The sequence below is a fragment of the Sinomonas atrocyanea genome (genome assembly GCF_001577305.1).
Lineage (GTDB): Bacteria > Actinomycetota > Actinomycetes > Actinomycetales > Micrococcaceae > Sinomonas > Sinomonas atrocyanea.
The window spans coordinates 1-16,496 of the sequence record NZ_CP014518.1; the positions used below are offsets into that span (position 1 = coordinate 1).

The following is a 16,496-nucleotide window of genomic DNA, read 5'->3' on the forward strand; positions in this document are numbered from 1 at the left end:
GGGGCGGCGTCAATTCGCCGTGCGGGTCCCTGGCCGCGCCCGTGCGGCCAAGACCCCCCGTGATGAGGTTGTCCCCAGCTGTGGCCAACTCCACTCACAGGCCTGTGGACAGCGCCCCTGCGCGGCCCCCGCCGAGAACTTCACCAGTGTAATTCCTCGGGCCTCCGATGCCAGCTATCTTCTGGGTTGTCCCATCATCTAGGCTGTCCCAGTGCCCTCCTCCACGTCTGTGGGTATCCCTGTGGATGAAACAAGCGGTTCAGAGGATGCGGGCGCACTGACGGGGGGATGAAACGCCTCCCTGCCCGCGTCCGGTTCGCCCCCGGTCATCGTCGCGTCACGAACGCGAGGGCAGCGAGGGCGTGAGAAGCGAAGCAGGCAGGTAGAGGAGCACATGGGACCAGAGGAAGCCAACGAAGCCAACACCCTTGGCAGTTCGTGGCGCCGCGTGGTGCGCCTCCTCGAGGAGGACGACCGGGTCTCGCCGCGCCAGCGCGGATTCGTCTCGCTGGCCCAGGCCCAGGGGCTCATCGGCTCGACCCTCCTCGTCGCCGTCCCCAATGAGCTCACCCGCGAGGTCCTGCAGGGGCAGGTCAAGTCCGCCCTCGACGACGCGCTCCGTTCGGTCTTCTCTGAGGACATCCGGTGCGCAATCGACGTCGACACCGACCTCGTGCCCGTGCGGGCCGAGACGTTCGAGCCGGTCAAGCGCCCCGAGATCCGCGAAAGCATCCGGGAGGAGCTGCGCCCCGCGCCGACGCCGCCGAGCACGTCGCAGGAGGTCAGCCGCCTCAACCCCAAGTACGTGTTCGACACCTTCGTGATCGGCGCCTCGAACCGCTTCGCGCATGCGGCGGCCGTCGCGGTCGCCGAGGCTCCGGCCAAGGCCTACAACCCGCTGTTCATCTACGGCGACTCGGGCCTCGGCAAGACGCACCTCCTGCACGCGATCGGCCACTACGCACGCCGCCTCTACAACGGCATCCGCGTGCGGTACGTGAACTCGGAGGAGTTCACCAACGACTTCATCAACTCCATCCGCGACGACGAGGGCACGAGCTTCAAGACCACGTACCGGAACGTGGACCTGCTCCTGATCGACGACATCCAGTTCCTCGCCGGCCGCACGGGAACCATGGAGGAGTTCTTCCACACGTTCAACGCCCTGCACAACAGCAACAAGCAGGTCGTCATCACCTCGGACCAGCCACCCAAGGCCCTGCACGGCTTCGAGGACCGGATGAAGTCCCGCTTCGAGTGGGGCCTCCTGACGGACATCCAGCCGCCGGACCTCGAGACGCGTATTGCGATCCTCCGCAAGAAGGCCAACAGCGAGGGCCTCTCCGCGCCGGATGACGCGCTCGAGTACATCGCGTCCCGCATCTCGGCGAACATCCGCGAGCTCGAGGGTGCCCTGATCCGCGTGACGGCGTTCGCGAGCCTCAACAAGCAGCCCGTCGACGTGGCCTTGGCCGAGATGGTGCTCAAGGACCTCATCACCGACGAGTCCGCACTGGAGATCACGTCGGAGCAGATCCTCACGGAGACCGCGGCGTACTTCAAGCTCACCGTCGAGGAGCTCAACAGCAAGTCCCGCACGCGCACGCTCGTGACGGCCCGCCAGATCGCCATGTACCTGTGCCGCGAGCTCACGGACATGTCTCTGCCGAAGATCGGGCAGGTGCTCGGCGGCCGCGACCACACCACGGTCATCCACGCCGACCGCAAGATCCGCGAGCTGATGGCGGAGCGCCGCGCGATCTACAACCAGGTGACGGAGCTGACGAACAAGATCAAGCAGGCCCAGCGGGGACTCTAGCCCGCAGGGGCCTCGCGCCCGCGCGTGCCTTATTAACAGGCGGCTGTGGACAACCCTGTGGATGCTTAAGTGCACATCCCGGCCTCATGGGCTTAAAACCCCCAGGACCGCTGTGGAGAGCCCGAATGACACGAATCCGGGGATCCACAGTCCGCCCTCAGGCTCTCCCTGGCGGATCAACACCGGATGAACAGCCCAGTTCCGCGGCGGGCCGCGGCCACAGGCGGTTATCCACAGTTTCCACAGCACTTATTAACACCACCAATTACAAGAATCTTCAGACTCGTTAGCCAACAGTTGCCCTTCCCCGCCCGGACGGCACCCGACCCGACCCGGACCGGAAGCCCGGCAGCACCGACGCCGCTGGCTTGAACCCGTCGGCGCCCATGGGGCTAAGCTGTGCTCAACGCTTGCTGTGGGTCCGCCGCCTCGAACCGAGGCCCTGGCCGGATCCGGCCGGCACCCCTGAACGTGTGCCCCCGCGGCCAATGAGACAGCGATGAAAGGCGGAACGCGTCCGTGAAGTTCCGAGTCGAACGGGATGTCCTCACCGAGGCCGTGAGCTGGGCGGCCCGCTCGCTCTCTCCGCGTCCCCCTGTGCCCGTCCTGGCCGGTCTTCTGCTCAAGGCGCATGACGGCGTCGTGAGCCTGAGCAGCTTCGACTACGAGACGTCGGCACGCCTCGAGATCCCCGCCGAGATCCGCGAAGAGGGCACCATCCTGGTCTCCGGACGACTCCTCGCGGACATCTGCCGCAGCCTCCCGGCCGCTCCCGTGGACGTGGAGACGGACGGCACCAAGGTCACCCTCACGTGCCGCCGCAGCTCCTTCCACCTCGCCACGATGCCCGAGGCCGAGTACCCGCCCCTTCCCGGGCTCCCGGCCATCCTCGGCTCCGTCTCCGGCGACACGTTCGCCAAGGGCGTCGCCCAGGTGACGATCGCCGCGAGCAAGGACGACACCCTGCCCATCCTCACCGGCGTGCGGATGGAGATCGAGAACGAGCTCATCACCCTGCTCGCCACCGACCGCTACCGCCTTGCGATGCGCGAGATCCCCTGGAATCCCGCGAGCCCCGGCACCTCCACCGCCGCCCTGGTGAAGGCGAAGACCCTCAGCGAGGTCGCCAAGACCTTGGGCGGCTCCGGCGAGCTGAGCCTTGCCCTGGCAGACGACGACTCGCGGCTGATCGGCTTCGAGAGCGGCGGCCGCACCACGACCTCGCTCCTGGTCGACGGCGACTATCCCAAGATCCGGTCCCTCTTCCCCGAGTCGACCCCGATCCACGCCGTGGTCGCCACCCAGGAACTGGTGGAGGCCGTGCGCCGTGTCTCGCTCGTCGCCGAGCGCAACACCCCGGTCCGCCTCGCGTTCACCGACGGCCTCGTGACCCTCGACGCGGGCACAGGCGAGGACGCCCAGGCCTCCGAGGAGCTCGAGGCGAAGCTCGACGGCGAGGCGATCACCGTGGCGTTCAACCCGCACTACCTCATCGAGGGCCTTGCCGTGATCGAGACGCCGTTTGTGCGGTTCTCGTTCACGAGTGCCCCGAAGCCGGCCATGATCACCGCCCAGCGGGAGCTCGACGGCGAGGACGAGGTCGACTACCGCTACCTCGTCATGCCGGTGCGCCTGCCGAACTGACCCGGGTCCGGCATCCCGCCGCTCCACACGACCACAGCCCCACGAAGGGAGACCCGGCTATGCACATCGGACTCATCGGCCTCGGCAAGATGGGCTTCAACATGCGTGAGCGGCTGCGCCGCGCAGGCATCGAGGTCACCGGGTACGACCGCAATCCGGAGGTCTCGGACGCAGCCTCCGTGGACGAGCTGGTTGCCGCGCTGCCGGCCCCGCGCATCGTGTGGGTCATGGTGCCCTCCGGCGCTGTCACCGATGCGGTCGTCGCAGACCTCGCGGAGAAGCTCGACGAGGGCGACCTCGTGATCGACGGCGGGAACTCGCGCTTCACCGAGGACCAGCGCCACGCCGAGCAGCTCGCGCAGAAGGGGATCCGCTTCGTCGACTGCGGGGTCTCCGGCGGGGTGTGGGGACTCGAGAACGGCTACGGCCTCATGGCCGGCGGGGACGCAGCAGACGTGGAGCGGGCGCTGCCCGTCTTCGACGCGCTCCGTCCGGAGGGCGAGCGGGCCGACAGCTTCGTCCACGTGGGCGGCACGGGCGCGGGACACTACGCCAAGATGGTCCACAACGGCATCGAGTACGGACTCATGCAGTCCTACGCCGAGGGCTACCAGCTGCTGGCCGCGAAGGACATCATCACCGACCTCCCCGGGACGTTCCGCGCGTGGCAGAAGGGCACGGTGGTGCGCTCGTGGCTGCTCGACCTCCTGGTCAAGGCGCTCGAGGAGGATCCCGGCCTGGACAACATCGACGACTACGTCGAGGACTCGGGCGAAGGCCGCTGGACGGTCGAGGAGGCGATCGCCAACGCGGTGCCGGCCCCCGCGATCACCGCGGCGCTGTTCGCGCGCTTCGAGTCGCGCGAGGATTCCTCCCCCGCGATGAAGATGGTCTCTGCCCTCCGCCACCAGTTCGGCGGGCACGCGACGCGCCCGGCGAAGTAGAGCGGAGCTCCGCCGACCGGTGTACGTCGAACGCCTCTCCCTGACCGACTTCCGCTCCTACGCCCAGCTCGACCTCGAGCTGGGCCCGGGTGCGACGGTCCTCGTGGGCCAGAACGGGGTCGGCAAGACCAACCTCGTGGAGGCGCTCGGGATGCTCTCGACGCTCAGCTCCCACCGCGTCAGCTCCGATGCCCCGCTGGTGCGGTTCGGCGCGGAGCGCGCCCTTGTCCGGGCCGCGTTCGTGCGCGGCACGCAGCGCTCGGCGCTCGAGCTGGAGATCAACCCCGGGCGTGCGAACCGCGGCCGGATCAACCGCGGGGCCACCATCCGCGCCCGGGACCTGCTCGGGATTGCCCGCACGGTCCTGTTCGCCCCAGAGGACCTCGCGCTCGTCAAGGGCGACCCCTCGGCCCGGCGCAGGTTCCTCGACGAGCTCCTGACCGTGCTCCTGCCCCACCTGGCGGGGACCCGCGCGGACTACGACCGCGTGCTCAAGCAGCGCAACGCGCTCCTGAAGAGCGCCCGGTCCGCGCGGTTCTCGCGCCGCGGAGGCGGCACGGACGCCCGTGACGCCTCGGGCGGGGCCAGCGTCGAGTCGACGCTCGACGTGTGGGACACCCACCTCGCCCAGGCCGGGGCGCGCCTGCTGGCCGCGCGGGCCGCCCTCGTCGCGCGCCTCGCCCCGCATCTCGACGCCGCCTATGCCCAGCTCACGGACGGATCGAAGGTCGCCCGCGCCGTCTACCGCTCGAGCGTCGAGGGAGGCGTCCCCGACGCGGAAGAGGATGCGGACGACGCCGGCCCCCCGCCGTCGTCCGTCGGGGAACCCGCGGCGGCGGCCGGCTCCCCCGGCCTCGCGGGCCTCGGGGCCGACGAGATTGCCGAGCGCTTCCTCGCCGCCCTCGCGGCGGCGCGCCCGCGGGAGCTCGAGCGGGGCCTGACGCTCGTGGGACCGCACCGCGACGACCTCGAGCTGTTCCTCGGCGAGGCCCCGGCGAAGGGGTTCGCCTCGCACGGCGAGACCTGGTCGTTCGCGCTCGCGCTCCGGCTCGCCTCCTACTACGTGATGCTCGACGACTCGGCGGTGCCCGGCGACGAGCCCATCCTCATCCTCGACGACGTGTTCGCCGAGCTCGACGCCACGCGGCGCGCCCGGCTCGCCGCGATCGTGGCCAAGGCGGAGCAGGTCCTCGTCACGGCCGCGGTCGACGCCGACATCCCGCCCGAGCTGGGCGGCCGGCGGATCCGCGTGTCTCCCGGCGCCGTCGAGGACGGGGACGCCGCACTCCCGGAGCACGAGGATGGCTGAGGACAAGGACGCCGGGGTCCCCGACGCGGTCCCCGACGGCATCGACGCCGCGCGCGCGGCCCTCAACCGGGTGCGCCGGGCCGCCGAGGCGCGCGGCGAGGTCCGCGTCCGCGCCACCGGTCCGCTCGTGGCCGATCCCAACGCGCCCCGGCCCCGCACCCGGCAGCGGCCAGCGGCCGGCTACAGCGGGCGGGACCCGCAGGGCCTCGGCAGCGTGGTCAGCCGCATGGTCGCCGAGCGCGGCTGGAACTCCCCCGTGTCCGTCGGGTCGGTCATGTCCCGCTGGGCCGAACTCGTGGGCCCGGAGATCTCGGCCCACTGCACCCCGGAGAGCTTCGAGGGCACGGAGCTGCGCGTCCGCTGCGATTCCACCGCCTGGGCCACCCAGCTCAGGCTCCTGGCCCCGAGCCTCATGGACCGCTTCCGCCGCGAGCTCGGCGACGGGATCGTCACCCGGATCCACGTGCTGGGGCCTTCGGCGCCGAGCTGGCGGAAGGGCCCGCGGCACGTCCGCGGCCGCGGACCGCGGGACACCTACGGGTGAGGAAGGCCGGATCCCGTGGACGGCGCGTGGGACGCCCGGCAGCCCCGGACCCACATCCCCCTTGGACGGCGGCCGCCGCGAGTCGCCTTGAGCCGTTTGCGCCCCTCCCAGAGGCAATCGCCGGTGCGTTGGCGGCCCCCGCGCGGGGGAACCGGTAGAATTGACACGTTAAGCCTGCCGAACGGAAGAGGGGTCGAGAACGCCTGTGGCTGACGAGAGTCCAGTGGACCCAAACACCCAGCAGAACGAGCACCAGCCCAGTGGGCAGCAGGACGCGTCACAGCCCTCCGGATCCAGCCCCGAGCCCCGGGAATACGGGGCGAGCAGCATCACCGTGCTCGAGGGCCTCGAGGCCGTCCGCAAGCGCCCCGGCATGTACATCGGCTCCACCGGACCCCGCGGCCTCCACCACCTCGTCTACGAGGTCGTGGACAACTCGGTCGACGAGGCGCTGGCCGGGTACTGCGACCACATCAAGGTCACGCTCCAGGACGACGGCGGCGTGCGCGTCGAGGACAACGGCCGCGGCATCCCGGTCGACATCCACCCCACCGAGGGCAAGCCCACGGTCGAGGTCGTCATGACCATCCTGCACGCCGGCGGCAAGTTCGGCGGCGGCGGCTACAGCGTCTCGGGCGGCCTCCACGGCGTCGGCATCTCCGTGGTCAACGCGCTCTCGACCCGCGTCGACACCGAGGTCAAGCGGCAGGGCCGCGCCTGGCGCATGTCGTTCCGCGACGGCGGCCAGCCGGTCGGCGGGCTCGTCGAGGGCGAGGCGACGGACGAGACCGGCACGACCCAGACCTTCTACCCGGACCCGGCGATCTTCGAGAGCACCGAGTTCGACTTCGAGACCCTCCGCGCCCGCTTCCAGCAGATGGCCTTCCTCAACAAGGGCCTGCGCATCACCCTCACGGACGAGCGCCGCGGCGAGGAGGAGGAGAGCGAGGTTGCCGGCGAGGGCGCCGAGGCGGGGATCCCCGCCGAGGAGGCGGCCTCCACCCCCACCCGCCGCGTGGTCGACTACAAGTACGACGACGGACTCCTCGACTACGTCAAGCACCTCAACTCCTCGAAGAAGATCGAGGTCGTGCACGAGGAGGTCATCGCGTTCGACAGTGTGGACCACGAGCGGAAGATGGCCCTCGAAGTCGCGATGCAGTGGACCACCGCCTACGCGGAGTCGGTGCACACGTACGCGAACACCATCAACACCCACGAGGGCGGCACGCACGAGGAGGGCTTCCGCGCGGCGATGACCTCGCTCGTCAACCGCTACGCGCGTGAGAAGGGCATCCTCAGGGACAAGGACGACAACCTCAGCGGCGAGGACGTGCGCGAGGGCCTCACCGCCGTCGTCAGCATCAAGCTCGCCGAGCCGCAGTTCGAGGGCCAGACCAAGACCAAGCTCGGCAACTCCGAGGCCAAGGGCTTCGTCCAGCGCGTCGTCACCGACCAGCTCGGCGACTGGCTCGAGCGCAACCCCGGTCCCGCCAAGGACGTGATTCGCAAGGCCATCCAGGCGTCCCAGGCCCGCATGGCTGCGCGGAAGGCCCGCGACAACGCGCGCCGCAAGAGCCCCCTCGAGTCCTTCGGGATGCCCGGCAAGCTCTCGGACTGCTCGAGCAAGGACCCCTCGCGCTGCGAGGTCTACATCGTGGAGGGCGACTCGGCCGGCGGCTCCGCCAAGCGCGGCCGCAACCCCGAGACCCAGGCGATCCTGCCCCTGCGCGGCAAGATCCTCAACGTGGAGCGCGCGCGCCTGGACAAGGCGCTCGGCAACGCCGAGGTCCAGTCGATGATCACCGCGTTCGGCTCGGGGATCGGCGAGGACTTCGACATCGCCAAGCTGCGCTACCACAAGATCGTGCTCATGGCCGATGCCGACGTGGACGGCCAGCACATCACCACGCTGCTGCTGACGCTGCTGTTCCGGTACATGCGCCCGCTCATCGAGAACGGCTACGTGTACCTCGCGCAGCCGCCGCTCTACCGCATCAAGTGGTCTAACCACGCGCACGACTACGTGTTCAGCGACCGCGAGCGGGACGAGGCGATCCGGGCGGGCTTGGCCAACGGCCAGCGGCTGCCCAAGGAGAACGGGATCCAGCGCTACAAGGGCCTCGGCGAGATGGACTACACCGAGCTGTGGGACACCACGATGGACCCGGACCGGCGCACGCTCCTGCAGGTGACGATGGAGGACGCCGCGGCCGCGGACCAGACGTTCTCCGTGCTGATGGGCGACGACGTCGAGTCCCGCCGCCACTTCATCCAGCAGAACGCCAAGGACGTCCGCTTCCTGGACATCTGATCTCGGGTCGGAAAGCAATTAGAGGAGAGAATCTTTGAGCGACGAGACTCCCGAGGACCCCACCGCGGGCACGCCGGGAACCGACCCGACGGCCTTCGTGCCCGAGGGCCCCGCCGAAGGCGACCGCGTCGAGCAGGTCGACCTCCAGACGGAGATGCAGCGGTCCTACCTCGACTACGCGATGGCCGTGATCGTGGGCCGGGCGCTGCCGGACGTCCGCGACGGGCTCAAGCCCGTCCACCGCCGCGTGCTGTACGCGATGTTCGACGGCGGCTACCGGCCCGACCGGGCCTTCAACAAGTGCGCCCGCGTGGTCGGCGACGTCATGGGCACGTACCACCCGCACGGCGACATGGCGATCTACGACGCCCTCGTGCGCCTCATCCAGGACTGGGTGATGCGCTACCCGCTCGCGCTCGGGCAGGGCAACTTCGGCTCCCCCGGCAACGACGGCGCCGCCGCACCGCGGTACACCGAGACCAAGATGGCCCAGCTGGCCATGGAAATGGTCCGGGACATCGATGAGGAGACCGTCGACTTCCAGGACAACTACGACGGCAAGAACCAGGAGCCCACGGTCCTGCCGGCGCGGTTCCCGAACCTGCTGGTCAACGGCTCCTCCGGCATCGCCGTCGGCATGGCTACGAACATCCCGCCGCACAACCTGCGCGAGGTCGCCGACGGGGTGCAGTGGTACCTGCAGAACCCGGAGGCAACCCGGGAGGAGCTCCTCGAGGCGCTCCTGGTGCGCATCAAGGGCCCGGACTTCCCGACCGGGGCGACCATCCTCGGCCGCCGCGGGATCGAGGACGCCTACCGGACCGGTCGCGGCTCCATCACCATGCGCGCCGTGGTCAACGTCGAGGAGATCCAGGGCCGCACGTGCCTCGTGGTCACCGAGCTGCCCTACATGGCGAACCCGGACAACCTCGCGATGAAGATCGCCGAGCTCGTCAAGGACGGCAAGATCTCCGGCATCGCGGACCTCCGCGACGAGACCTCCGGCCGCACCGGCCAGCGCCTCGTGATCGTGCTGAAGCGCGACGCCGTGGCCAAGGTCGTCCTGAACAACCTCTACAAGCACACCCAGCTGCAGGACAACTTCGCGGCGAACATGCTCGCAATCGTCGACGGCGTCCCGCGCACCCTCTCGCTCGACGCGTTCGTGCGGCACTGGGTCACCCACCAGATCGACGTGATCGTCCGGCGCACGCGGTTCCGGCTGCGCAAGGCCGAGGAGGAGATCCACATCCTCCGCGGCCTGCTCAAGGCGCTGGACATGCTCGACGAGGTCATCGCCCTCATCCGCCGCTCCCCCACGGTCGAGCAGGCCCGTGACGGGCTCATGGAGCTCCTCGACATCGACGAGATCCAGGCCCGCGCGATCCTCGACATGCAGCTGCGCCGCCTCGCCGCCCTCGAGCGGCAGAAGATCCAGGACCGCAACGACGAGCTCGAGGCCCTGATCGCCGAGTACAACGCGATCCTGGCCGACCCGGCCCGCCAGCGGCAGATCATCTCGGAGGAGCTCACCGGGATCGTCGAGAAGCACGGCGACGACCGCCGCACGCGCATCCTCGCGGGCTTCGACGGGGACATGAGCGTCGAGGACCTCATCCCCGAGGAGGAGATGGTCGTCACCATCACCCGCGGCGGCTACGTCAAGCGCACCCGCAGCGACCAGTACCGCCAGCAGCACCGCGGCGGCAAGGGCGTCCGGGGCGCGCAGCTGCGCGGCGACGACGTCGTGGAGCACTTCTTCGTCACGACGACCCACCACTGGCTCCTGTTCTTCACCAACCTCGGCCGCGTGTACCGGGCCAAGGCCTACGAGCTCGCCGAGGGCGGCCGGGACGCGAAGGGCCAACACGTGGCGAACCTGCTCGCCTTCCAGCCCGACGAGCGGATCGCCCAGGTCCTGGACCTGCGGGACTACCAGCAGGCGCCCTACCTGGTCCTCGCGACCAAGGCGGGCCTCGTGAAGAAGACCCGCCTCGAGGACTACGACACCAACCGCTCGGCCGGCGTCATCGCGATCAACCTTCGCGACGGCGACGAGCTCGTCTCGGCGCAGATCGTCTCCGAGGACGACGACCTCATGCTCGTCTCCCGGCACGGCCAGTCCGTGCGCTTCACGGCAGACGACGATGCCCTGCGCCCCATGGGCCGGGCCACCAGCGGCGTGACGGGCATGAAGTTCCGTGACGACGACGAACTCCTCGCCGCCGACGTCGTGGCCGAGGGCTCGTACGTCTTCATCGTCACCGAGGCCGGCTACGCGAAGAAGACCAGCGTCGAGGAATACCGCCGCCAGGGCCGCGGCGGCCTCGGCATCAAGGTCGGCAAGTATGCCGAGGGCCGGGGGCACCTCATGGGCGCCCTCATCGTCACCGATGAGGACGAGGTGCTCGTGGTCATGGGTGGCGGCCGCGTGGTCCGTTCCTCGGTGGCCGGGGTCCCGGCGACCGGGCGCGACACCATGGGCGTCATCTTCGCCAAGCCGGACAAGGGCGACCGCATCATCGCCGTCGCCAAGAACAGCGAACGGTCGCTCGGGGTCGACGGAGCCGACGCGGAGGAGGGCGCCGAGGGCGCTCCCGAAGCTGCCCCTGGCCCCCAGGAGGAGGCAGCGGTGGAGGCTCATGCCGTAACGTTGTCCCCAGACTCTGACCAGACTCCGGGAGGTAACGAGTGAGCACGCCCGAGAACACGCCGTCGTCCGGGGGCTATCCGCAGGCCGCGTCGCCGGCGCGGCCGCCGCAGCGTCCCACGGTGCCGCCCCAGTCGGCGAACTCCGCGGGCCAGCGGCCGGGAGCCCGGCCTGCGGAGCGTCCGCTCACCGCGGCGGCCGCGCAGCGTGCCGCCACCCAGCGGCCGGTCGGTCCTGGCCAGCGCCCCGGCCCCCAGGGCCAGCGACCCGGCCAGGCGGGCCTCGTCCGGCCGGCGCCGAAGGCCAAGCAGCGCCGTGCGCGGCTGATCGTGAGCAAGGTCGACACCTGGTCCGTGCTCAAGATGTCGTTCCTGCTCTCAGTGGCCCTCGGCATCGTCACGGTCGTCGCCTCGATCGTGCTGTGGATGGTCCTCGACGTCACCGGCATCTTCGACAAGATCAACGGCCTCCTCGGCGAGATCGGCGGCTCGGAGAGCGGCGGCTCCCTGGACCTGAAGAAGATCGCCTCCCTCGGCCAGGTGGCCTCCTTTGCGACCATCATCGCCGTGGTCAACGTGGTGCTCCTGACCGCGCTGTCGATGCTCACGGCCGTGCTGTACAACATCTCGGCGACCCTCGTGGGCGGCGTCGGAGTGACCCTCACCGACGACTGACCGGGATTTGGCCGCGGGCCGAGGTGTGCTGTAGAGTCATATCTCGGCCCGAGGGCCACGTGAGGGCGTATAGCTCAGGCGGTTAGAGCGCTTCGCTGATAACGAAGAGGTCCCAGGTTCAAGTCCTGGTACGCCCACGGATCCTTGTGTCCGGACCATGTGGAGGTGCCCGTGAAGAGACTGATTGCGATCGCAGTCGCCGCTCTTGCGGGTGCCTTCCTGTATCGGAAGGCCAAGGAGTCCGAGGCCCAGAAGGACATCTGGAGCGGCTCGACGGACACGGTCGAGTAGCCCGTTCCAGGAACACGGGGGCATGGCGCAATTGGTAGCGCACCTGCTTTGCAAGCAGGGGGTTAGGGGTTCGAGTCCCCTTGCCTCCACCGTGAGTTGAATAGAGGAAGCCAGGCGTTCTGAACGCCTGGCTTCCTTGTTTTCCCCGGCCTGACGCGGATTTCGCCGCTGGGGACGCGGGGCGGATGCCGACGCCGAGTCAAGGACCGGCCATCCCGGATGCGTCGCCGGTGCCCGCTCTGCTCCCCCAAGTGCGCACGGGTCCGGCCGCCGTAGACCCGGTATCCGGCGCAGAAGCTCACGGCGACACGGGCGAGCGCGGCCGCCCGGGTAGCCCCTGGCGATCTCCCGCGCGCGACGGGGGGATCTGTCTGGCGGGGCTGCCCGGCAGCTCCTAGTGCGGGTGGTCCTCTCAACGACCGTCTCCCTGCCGGGCCCCACGTGCTCACCGGACATGGCCGCTGGGGCGTCAGGAGGCTTAGAATGAGAGAAGCGATCGGCAATCTTGCCCCTGGCTTTCCGCTTTCTGGTAGCGCCTTCACGGGCGCCAGCAGCCGATCGAACGGTTTCCCATCACCGTAGCTCCCAGCCTCCGCATCGCGCCGACAGCCGGCCGGCCATGATCTGGTCGGGCGAGCCGGTAGCACGGGCGCGCCCGGTTCGCACCCCCGAGGGCGTTTTCGTCCTCGATGACCACGAGCTGGTCCGCACCGGGCTGCAGGGCCTCTTGCGTTCGGCGGGCATCGACGTCGCGGGATCATCTGGGTCAGCACGGGAGGCAGCCCGCCGCATTCCCGCGCTGATGCCGGCGCTCGCTGTGCTCGATGATCAGCTCCCCGACGGAACCGGCGCCGACGTGTGCCGGGCCGTGCTGGCCATCGACCCGCGGATACGGTGCGTGATCATCACGGACGAGTATGACGAGGCCGCCCTGATCGGGGCTGTCATGGCAGGGGCGTGGGGCTGCCTGTCCAAGCAGGACGACGGGAACGAAACCGTCCGGCTAGTCCGCCGCGTGCTGGGTGGCCGAACGGCCTACAGCCCATCGTTCCGGGCCATGCTGCTGGAATCCCCGCAGGCACCCTTCCCAGAACAGGAACTTCCGGGGCTGGCGCCCCAGGAGCTCAAGGTGCTCCTCCTCATCGGGCGCGGGCTCGCCGGCCGCGAGATTGCCGCCACGACGGGCCTTGCGGAGAAGACCATCAAGAACATGACCTCGGTCCTGCTGCACAAGCTCGGCGTCAGCAACCGGACCCAGGCCGCCCTGCTGGTCACCAGGGAGCTCGACCGGTCTGCCGAGGTCCACCGCCGACTCCGGCCTGGCCAACCGGAGGGCTCCACCGAGGCGGTGACCATGGTCCTGCTGGACTGCGTGGCCGAAGCCGACGGCCCTCTCTCGGAGGGCAGCGAGGGCGCAGGGCTCGTGCGGAGACTCGGCCGCGCCCTGGAAGACGCCCGCACCGTGCATCACACCAGCATCAGCCAGCACGCCTCAGGAGGGCCTCAAGCATGAATACAAACTACGTCCGCGGCGCTTCGATCACCGCTGCGGCGTCGCAGTCGGAGATACAGCAGATGCTCTTGGCCTCCGGTGCCACCGGCCTGCGGTGGAGCCGAGAGGACGGCAGGGCGGCGATCTCCTTCAGGGCGGGACCGCGCCGGTTCCGGATCGTCTTGGCCCTGCCGCACACGGCCGACGGTCTGCCTCCCCGCAGCACGCCGTACGCGGCCTCCAAGACCCCTCAGGACCTCGCCCGCCAGCGTTGGAGGCAGCTCTCCCTTCTGATTCGAGCAAAGCTGGACGCCGTGGACTCGGGCATCACCACGTTTGACCAGGAATTCCTGGGCTACATGCTCGATCCGGAGGACGGCGCCTATCATCTGGTGCCCTCGACGTCCTGGACGCGCCCATGAACGAGCTCGAAGCGTCACTGATCATCCGGGCCGGCGCCCAACTGCTCATGGGTGCATCCTCGGACCCGCGGTCGGACCAGGGCTACGCCGCAGTCAAGGAGAACCTCGCGGCCGCCCTGAAGGCCCTCGCGGCCGCCCTCGTCAACTTCGAGGCCGGGTCGGCCGAGCCCAACCGTTCGGTCGGCTGGGCTCAGGACCTGCGTAGGGTGGCCGACGATCTCGACGATCTCGACGAGCACTAGGGCGTCTCCCAGCCTTTTCGGCCAGAGGCCGATGGGCCTGGGGGCTGCTGCGCGCGAGACACCACTGCCGGCAACGCAGCCGCCCGCCCCCTGAGCGGGACTCTTGTCCTAGCCGAGGGTTGCCAGTGTCTGGCGCCGGGACTCGACGAGCACGGGTGTGCCGGCTCCGACTGTCATGACCTCGCCGTCGATCTGGAGCGGGATCGGGTCGGTGCTGGTGAACCTGTAGCTCGGCACGCTGGTCTGGACCCCGAGTCCGACGGTGACGGCCCGCAGGGCCATGAGCCCGATGCGCCACTTGGCCCCGTGGGGCAGGATGACGACTTCGAACATCCCGTCGTCCGGGAAGCCTGCCTCGCTGATGCGGCCGTACTTGGCGATCCGGGTGATGTTGGCCAGGATCAGGCTGTCCAGCACGGCCCGCGCGCCGTCCGCGCGGGTGATCTCCAGGGGTGTGAGGCCGCGCAGGGCGCGGGCCACCGAGAGCAGTTCGGTGAAGCGTCCCTTGACGCCCGCTTCGATGCCGATGGCCATCAGGGGCGTGAGCCCGAACCCCACATAGGAATGGGCGTAGCGGGACCACTGGTCCGGCCCTTCCCCTACGGTGAGTCGGAGGAGGTCGATGCGGCGGACGTCGCCGCGGACGATCGCGTCGATGATGGGCAGCGTGCGGGTGCTTCGCCGGTGGTCGTTGGCGTTGCCGGCACCCATGACAGCGCAGACGGCCTGGCCGCCGGCGTCCATGGCGCCATTGACGACGTCGTTGTACCCGCCGTCGCCGCTGATGGAGACCAGCAGCGGGCGTCCGCCCTCGGCAGCCGCCAGGGCACGTCCATGGCCGGGGAAGGCTGTGGGGCGCAGGCTCAGCGGCGTGCCAGGCAGGCGGGCGCCCAGCTCGGTCCGGAGCTCCTCGGCCAGGAGTGCCGGGGCCCGGCCGGACGGGTTGTAGATCAGGAGGATCCTGTCGAAGGGTGCCCCTTCACCCCGAGCCATCATCGCGAACCGACCCGTCAGGGGGTGCCAGCCTCGTGGCGGGAACGGCCCGCAGAAGTTCCCTTGCCCTCGCGCCCGGGACCGCCCTCGCTGTCGTGGGGAGCAGAAGGGGCGTGGCCGCCGTCGTCGTCCCAGACCTCGTTCTCGGCTTCTTCCTCGGCCTCTGCGCTGGGGACCCGAGCGAGCGGGTCGTGGCGGGTCCTGTAGATGTCACTCACTGTGGCCTCCTCACGGGCCGAAGTCGATGGCGGCCGCTGTCTCGGCGACGCGCAGGAAGCGTTCGTGCTCTGCCTCGTCGAGGTCGGCGCGGGCCTGGCGCGCGAGGTCCTTCTGCGCCAGCGCCTTGAGGGTGGCAGTGCGCACGATGGTGCCCACGACCTGCGCGAGGCCGTCCCTCAGCTCTTCGAGGCTGGTGCTGAAGATCAGGAGCCGCCGGTCCGCGATCTGCAGGCCCGCGTGGCCGAAGCCGGCCTCTTCCAGCTTCCTGCGGGTGGATTCCGCGTGGACGGCCTCGATCTCCAGCGGGTCCGGGCGCCGCGAGAGGGATGCTGTGACGGTGTACCGCTGCGGCCCCTCGGAGGTGAGGGTCTCGGCGGGCAGCGAGCTGAGGACGATCCCGGTCACCCGGAGGGGATCCTCCGGCCCGGTGAGGTCGCTTGGCCTGGCGAAGAGGTCCTCGGTGCGTTCTGGAGTGGTGTTCATGGCGTCTCCTCGGGCGTGGTTCCGGACTGCGGCAGGATGATCACGCCCTGGCGCCGGCCTTGCGGGACCTGCGGGCATTGGATCGGAGCTGGACGATGCGCGCAGCGCCTGCGGCCGCGACGAGGATGCCGCCGCCGACTGCCGCGATGAGAAGCGCCATGCCCAGGGTGACGGTGCCTTCCAGCCCGAGGAACAGCACGCTGGCGGGCTGCTGATTCTGCAGGATGAAGACGATCAGCAGTACCAGGGCCAGCAGTGCCACCACGACGGCGGCCCACACCATCCCGACCCTGGTGGTCCTGGGCTTCCTGCCGGTCGCGGAGGGGGCCTGGACAGCCCCGGGATCCGGGCCGTTCCGTCCCGTAGCATCTGGGTGGGGCTCTTCTCGTCCTGCGGGGCTCTGGGGGTTGACCGGTAGTGAGGTCATGGTATTCAGCCCTTCTGAGGGGCCGGGAC

The 16,496-nt window shown here is 69.7% G+C and carries 16 protein-coding genes and 2 tRNA genes; 14 read left to right on the plus strand and 4 right to left on the minus strand.

The window, feature by feature from the left end; translation table 11 throughout:
- The first annotated feature begins 394 nt into the window (after positions 1-394).
- The 14 genes from dnaA to SA2016_RS00065 all read left to right on the plus strand — a co-directional run bounded on the left by dnaA (position 395) and on the right by SA2016_RS00065 (position 14,345).
- Positions 395-1,819: a chromosomal replication initiator protein DnaA gene (gene dnaA, locus SA2016_RS00005; protein ID WP_066494069.1), complete on the plus strand. Its 1,425-nt coding sequence runs from the start codon at positions 395-397 to the stop codon at positions 1,817-1,819.
- 519 nt (positions 1,820-2,338) lie between these two features.
- Positions 2,339-3,463, plus strand: coding sequence for a DNA polymerase III subunit beta (gene dnaN, locus SA2016_RS00010; protein ID WP_066494070.1), 1,125 nt, complete (start codon positions 2,339-2,341; stop codon positions 3,461-3,463).
- A gap of 59 nt (positions 3,464-3,522) precedes the next feature.
- Positions 3,523-4,407 carry a phosphogluconate dehydrogenase (NAD(+)-dependent, decarboxylating) gene (gene gnd / locus SA2016_RS00015; protein WP_066494071.1) on the plus strand — a complete coding sequence of 295 codons (885 nt, stop codon included), beginning with the start codon at positions 3,523-3,525 and terminating at the stop codon, positions 4,405-4,407.
- A 19-nt stretch (positions 4,408-4,426) separates the two neighbouring features.
- A complete protein-coding gene (gene recF / locus SA2016_RS00020; RefSeq protein WP_066494072.1) occupies positions 4,427-5,716 on the plus strand; it encodes a DNA replication/repair protein RecF in 1,290 nt (429 codons plus the stop codon).
- Positions 5,709-6,260: a DciA family protein gene (locus SA2016_RS00025; RefSeq protein ID WP_066494073.1), complete on the plus strand. Its 552-nt coding sequence runs from the start codon at positions 5,709-5,711 to the stop codon at positions 6,258-6,260. The genes recF and SA2016_RS00025 overlap by 8 nt, the downstream gene beginning before the upstream one ends.
- Before the next feature lie 223 nt (positions 6,261-6,483).
- A complete protein-coding gene (gene gyrB / locus SA2016_RS00030) occupies positions 6,484-8,574 on the plus strand; it encodes a DNA topoisomerase (ATP-hydrolyzing) subunit B (RefSeq protein ID WP_066494076.1) in 2,091 nt (696 codons plus the stop codon).
- A gap of 34 nt (positions 8,575-8,608) precedes the next feature.
- The gene (gyrA, locus tag SA2016_RS00035) at positions 8,609-11,269 is read left to right on the plus strand and encodes a DNA gyrase subunit A (RefSeq protein ID WP_066494078.1); all 2,661 of its coding nucleotides are present in this window, start codon (positions 8,609-8,611) and stop codon (positions 11,267-11,269) included.
- Positions 11,266-11,898 (plus strand): DUF3566 domain-containing protein, encoded by a 633-nt coding sequence (locus SA2016_RS00040; RefSeq protein ID WP_084249186.1) that lies wholly within the window; start codon positions 11,266-11,268, stop codon positions 11,896-11,898. Before gyrA ends, SA2016_RS00040 begins: the two co-directional genes overlap by 4 nt.
- Before the next feature lie 63 nt (positions 11,899-11,961).
- A tRNA-Ile gene (locus SA2016_RS00045) sits at positions 11,962-12,035 on the plus strand.
- Positions 12,036-12,069: 34 nt separating this feature from the next.
- On the plus strand, positions 12,070-12,189 hold the full coding sequence (locus SA2016_RS21935; protein ID WP_218030583.1) for a DLW-39 family protein: 120 nt from the start codon (positions 12,070-12,072) through the stop codon (positions 12,187-12,189).
- A 16-nt stretch (positions 12,190-12,205) separates the two neighbouring features.
- Positions 12,206-12,278: transfer RNA gene (locus SA2016_RS00050), tRNA-Ala, on the plus strand.
- A gap of 530 nt (positions 12,279-12,808) precedes the next feature.
- Positions 12,809-13,702 (plus strand): response regulator transcription factor, encoded by an 894-nt coding sequence (locus SA2016_RS00055; RefSeq protein WP_084249187.1) that lies wholly within the window; start codon positions 12,809-12,811, stop codon positions 13,700-13,702.
- Positions 13,699-14,103, plus strand: coding sequence for a hypothetical protein (locus SA2016_RS00060; RefSeq protein WP_066494080.1), 405 nt, complete (start codon positions 13,699-13,701; stop codon positions 14,101-14,103). Before SA2016_RS00055 ends, SA2016_RS00060 begins: the two co-directional genes overlap by 4 nt.
- Positions 14,100-14,345 (plus strand): hypothetical protein, encoded by a 246-nt coding sequence (locus SA2016_RS00065; RefSeq protein ID WP_066494086.1) that lies wholly within the window; start codon positions 14,100-14,102, stop codon positions 14,343-14,345. The genes SA2016_RS00060 and SA2016_RS00065 overlap by 4 nt, the downstream gene beginning before the upstream one ends.
- A 108-nt stretch (positions 14,346-14,453) precedes the next feature.
- Here the strand turns inward: SA2016_RS00065 and SA2016_RS00070 are convergent, their stop codons facing one another.
- The 4 genes from SA2016_RS00070 to SA2016_RS22450 are packed head-to-tail and all read right to left on the minus strand — an operon-like array spanning position 14,454 to position 16,323.
- A complete protein-coding gene (locus SA2016_RS00070; protein WP_157089094.1) occupies positions 14,454-15,338 on the minus strand; it encodes a diacylglycerol/lipid kinase family protein in 885 nt (294 codons plus the stop codon).
- A gap of 17 nt (positions 15,339-15,355) precedes the next feature.
- On the minus strand, positions 15,356-15,556 hold the full coding sequence (locus SA2016_RS00075) for a hypothetical protein (protein WP_066494090.1): 201 nt from the start codon (positions 15,554-15,556) through the stop codon (positions 15,356-15,358).
- Between the two features lie 10 nt (positions 15,557-15,566).
- Positions 15,567-16,040 (minus strand): hypothetical protein, encoded by a 474-nt coding sequence (locus SA2016_RS00080; RefSeq protein ID WP_066494092.1) that lies wholly within the window; start codon positions 16,038-16,040, stop codon positions 15,567-15,569.
- A gap of 40 nt (positions 16,041-16,080) precedes the next feature.
- Positions 16,081-16,323, minus strand: coding sequence for a LapA family protein (locus tag SA2016_RS22450; protein WP_066494095.1), 243 nt, complete (start codon positions 16,321-16,323; stop codon positions 16,081-16,083).
- Positions 16,324-16,496 lie beyond the last annotated feature (173 nt).

Bases quoted from the DNA above. Each gene is read 5' to 3' on its own strand.
- dnaA (WP_066494069.1), top strand. From the start codon at position 395: ATGGGACCAGAGGAAGCCAACGAAGCCAACACCCTTGGCAGTTCGTGG.
- gnd (WP_066494071.1), top strand. From the start codon at position 3,523: ATGCACATCGGACTCATCGGCCTCGGCAAGATGGGCTTCAACATGCGT.
- SA2016_RS00025 (WP_066494073.1), top strand. From the start codon at position 5,709: ATGGCTGAGGACAAGGACGCCGGGGTCCCCGACGCGGTCCCCGACGGC.
- SA2016_RS00055 (WP_084249187.1), top strand. From the start codon at position 12,809: ATGATCTGGTCGGGCGAGCCGGTAGCACGGGCGCGCCCGGTTCGCACC.
- SA2016_RS00060 (WP_066494080.1), top strand. From the start codon at position 13,699: ATGAATACAAACTACGTCCGCGGCGCTTCGATCACCGCTGCGGCGTCG.
- SA2016_RS00065 (WP_066494086.1), top strand. From the start codon at position 14,100: ATGAACGAGCTCGAAGCGTCACTGATCATCCGGGCCGGCGCCCAACTG.
- SA2016_RS00070 (WP_157089094.1), bottom strand. From the start codon at position 15,338: ATGGCTCGGGGTGAAGGGGCACCCTTCGACAGGATCCTCCTGATCTAC.
- SA2016_RS00080 (WP_066494092.1), bottom strand. From the start codon at position 16,040: ATGAACACCACTCCAGAACGCACCGAGGACCTCTTCGCCAGGCCAAGC.
- SA2016_RS22450 (WP_066494095.1), bottom strand. From the start codon at position 16,323: ATGGTGTGGGCCGCCGTCGTGGTGGCACTGCTGGCCCTGGTACTGCTG.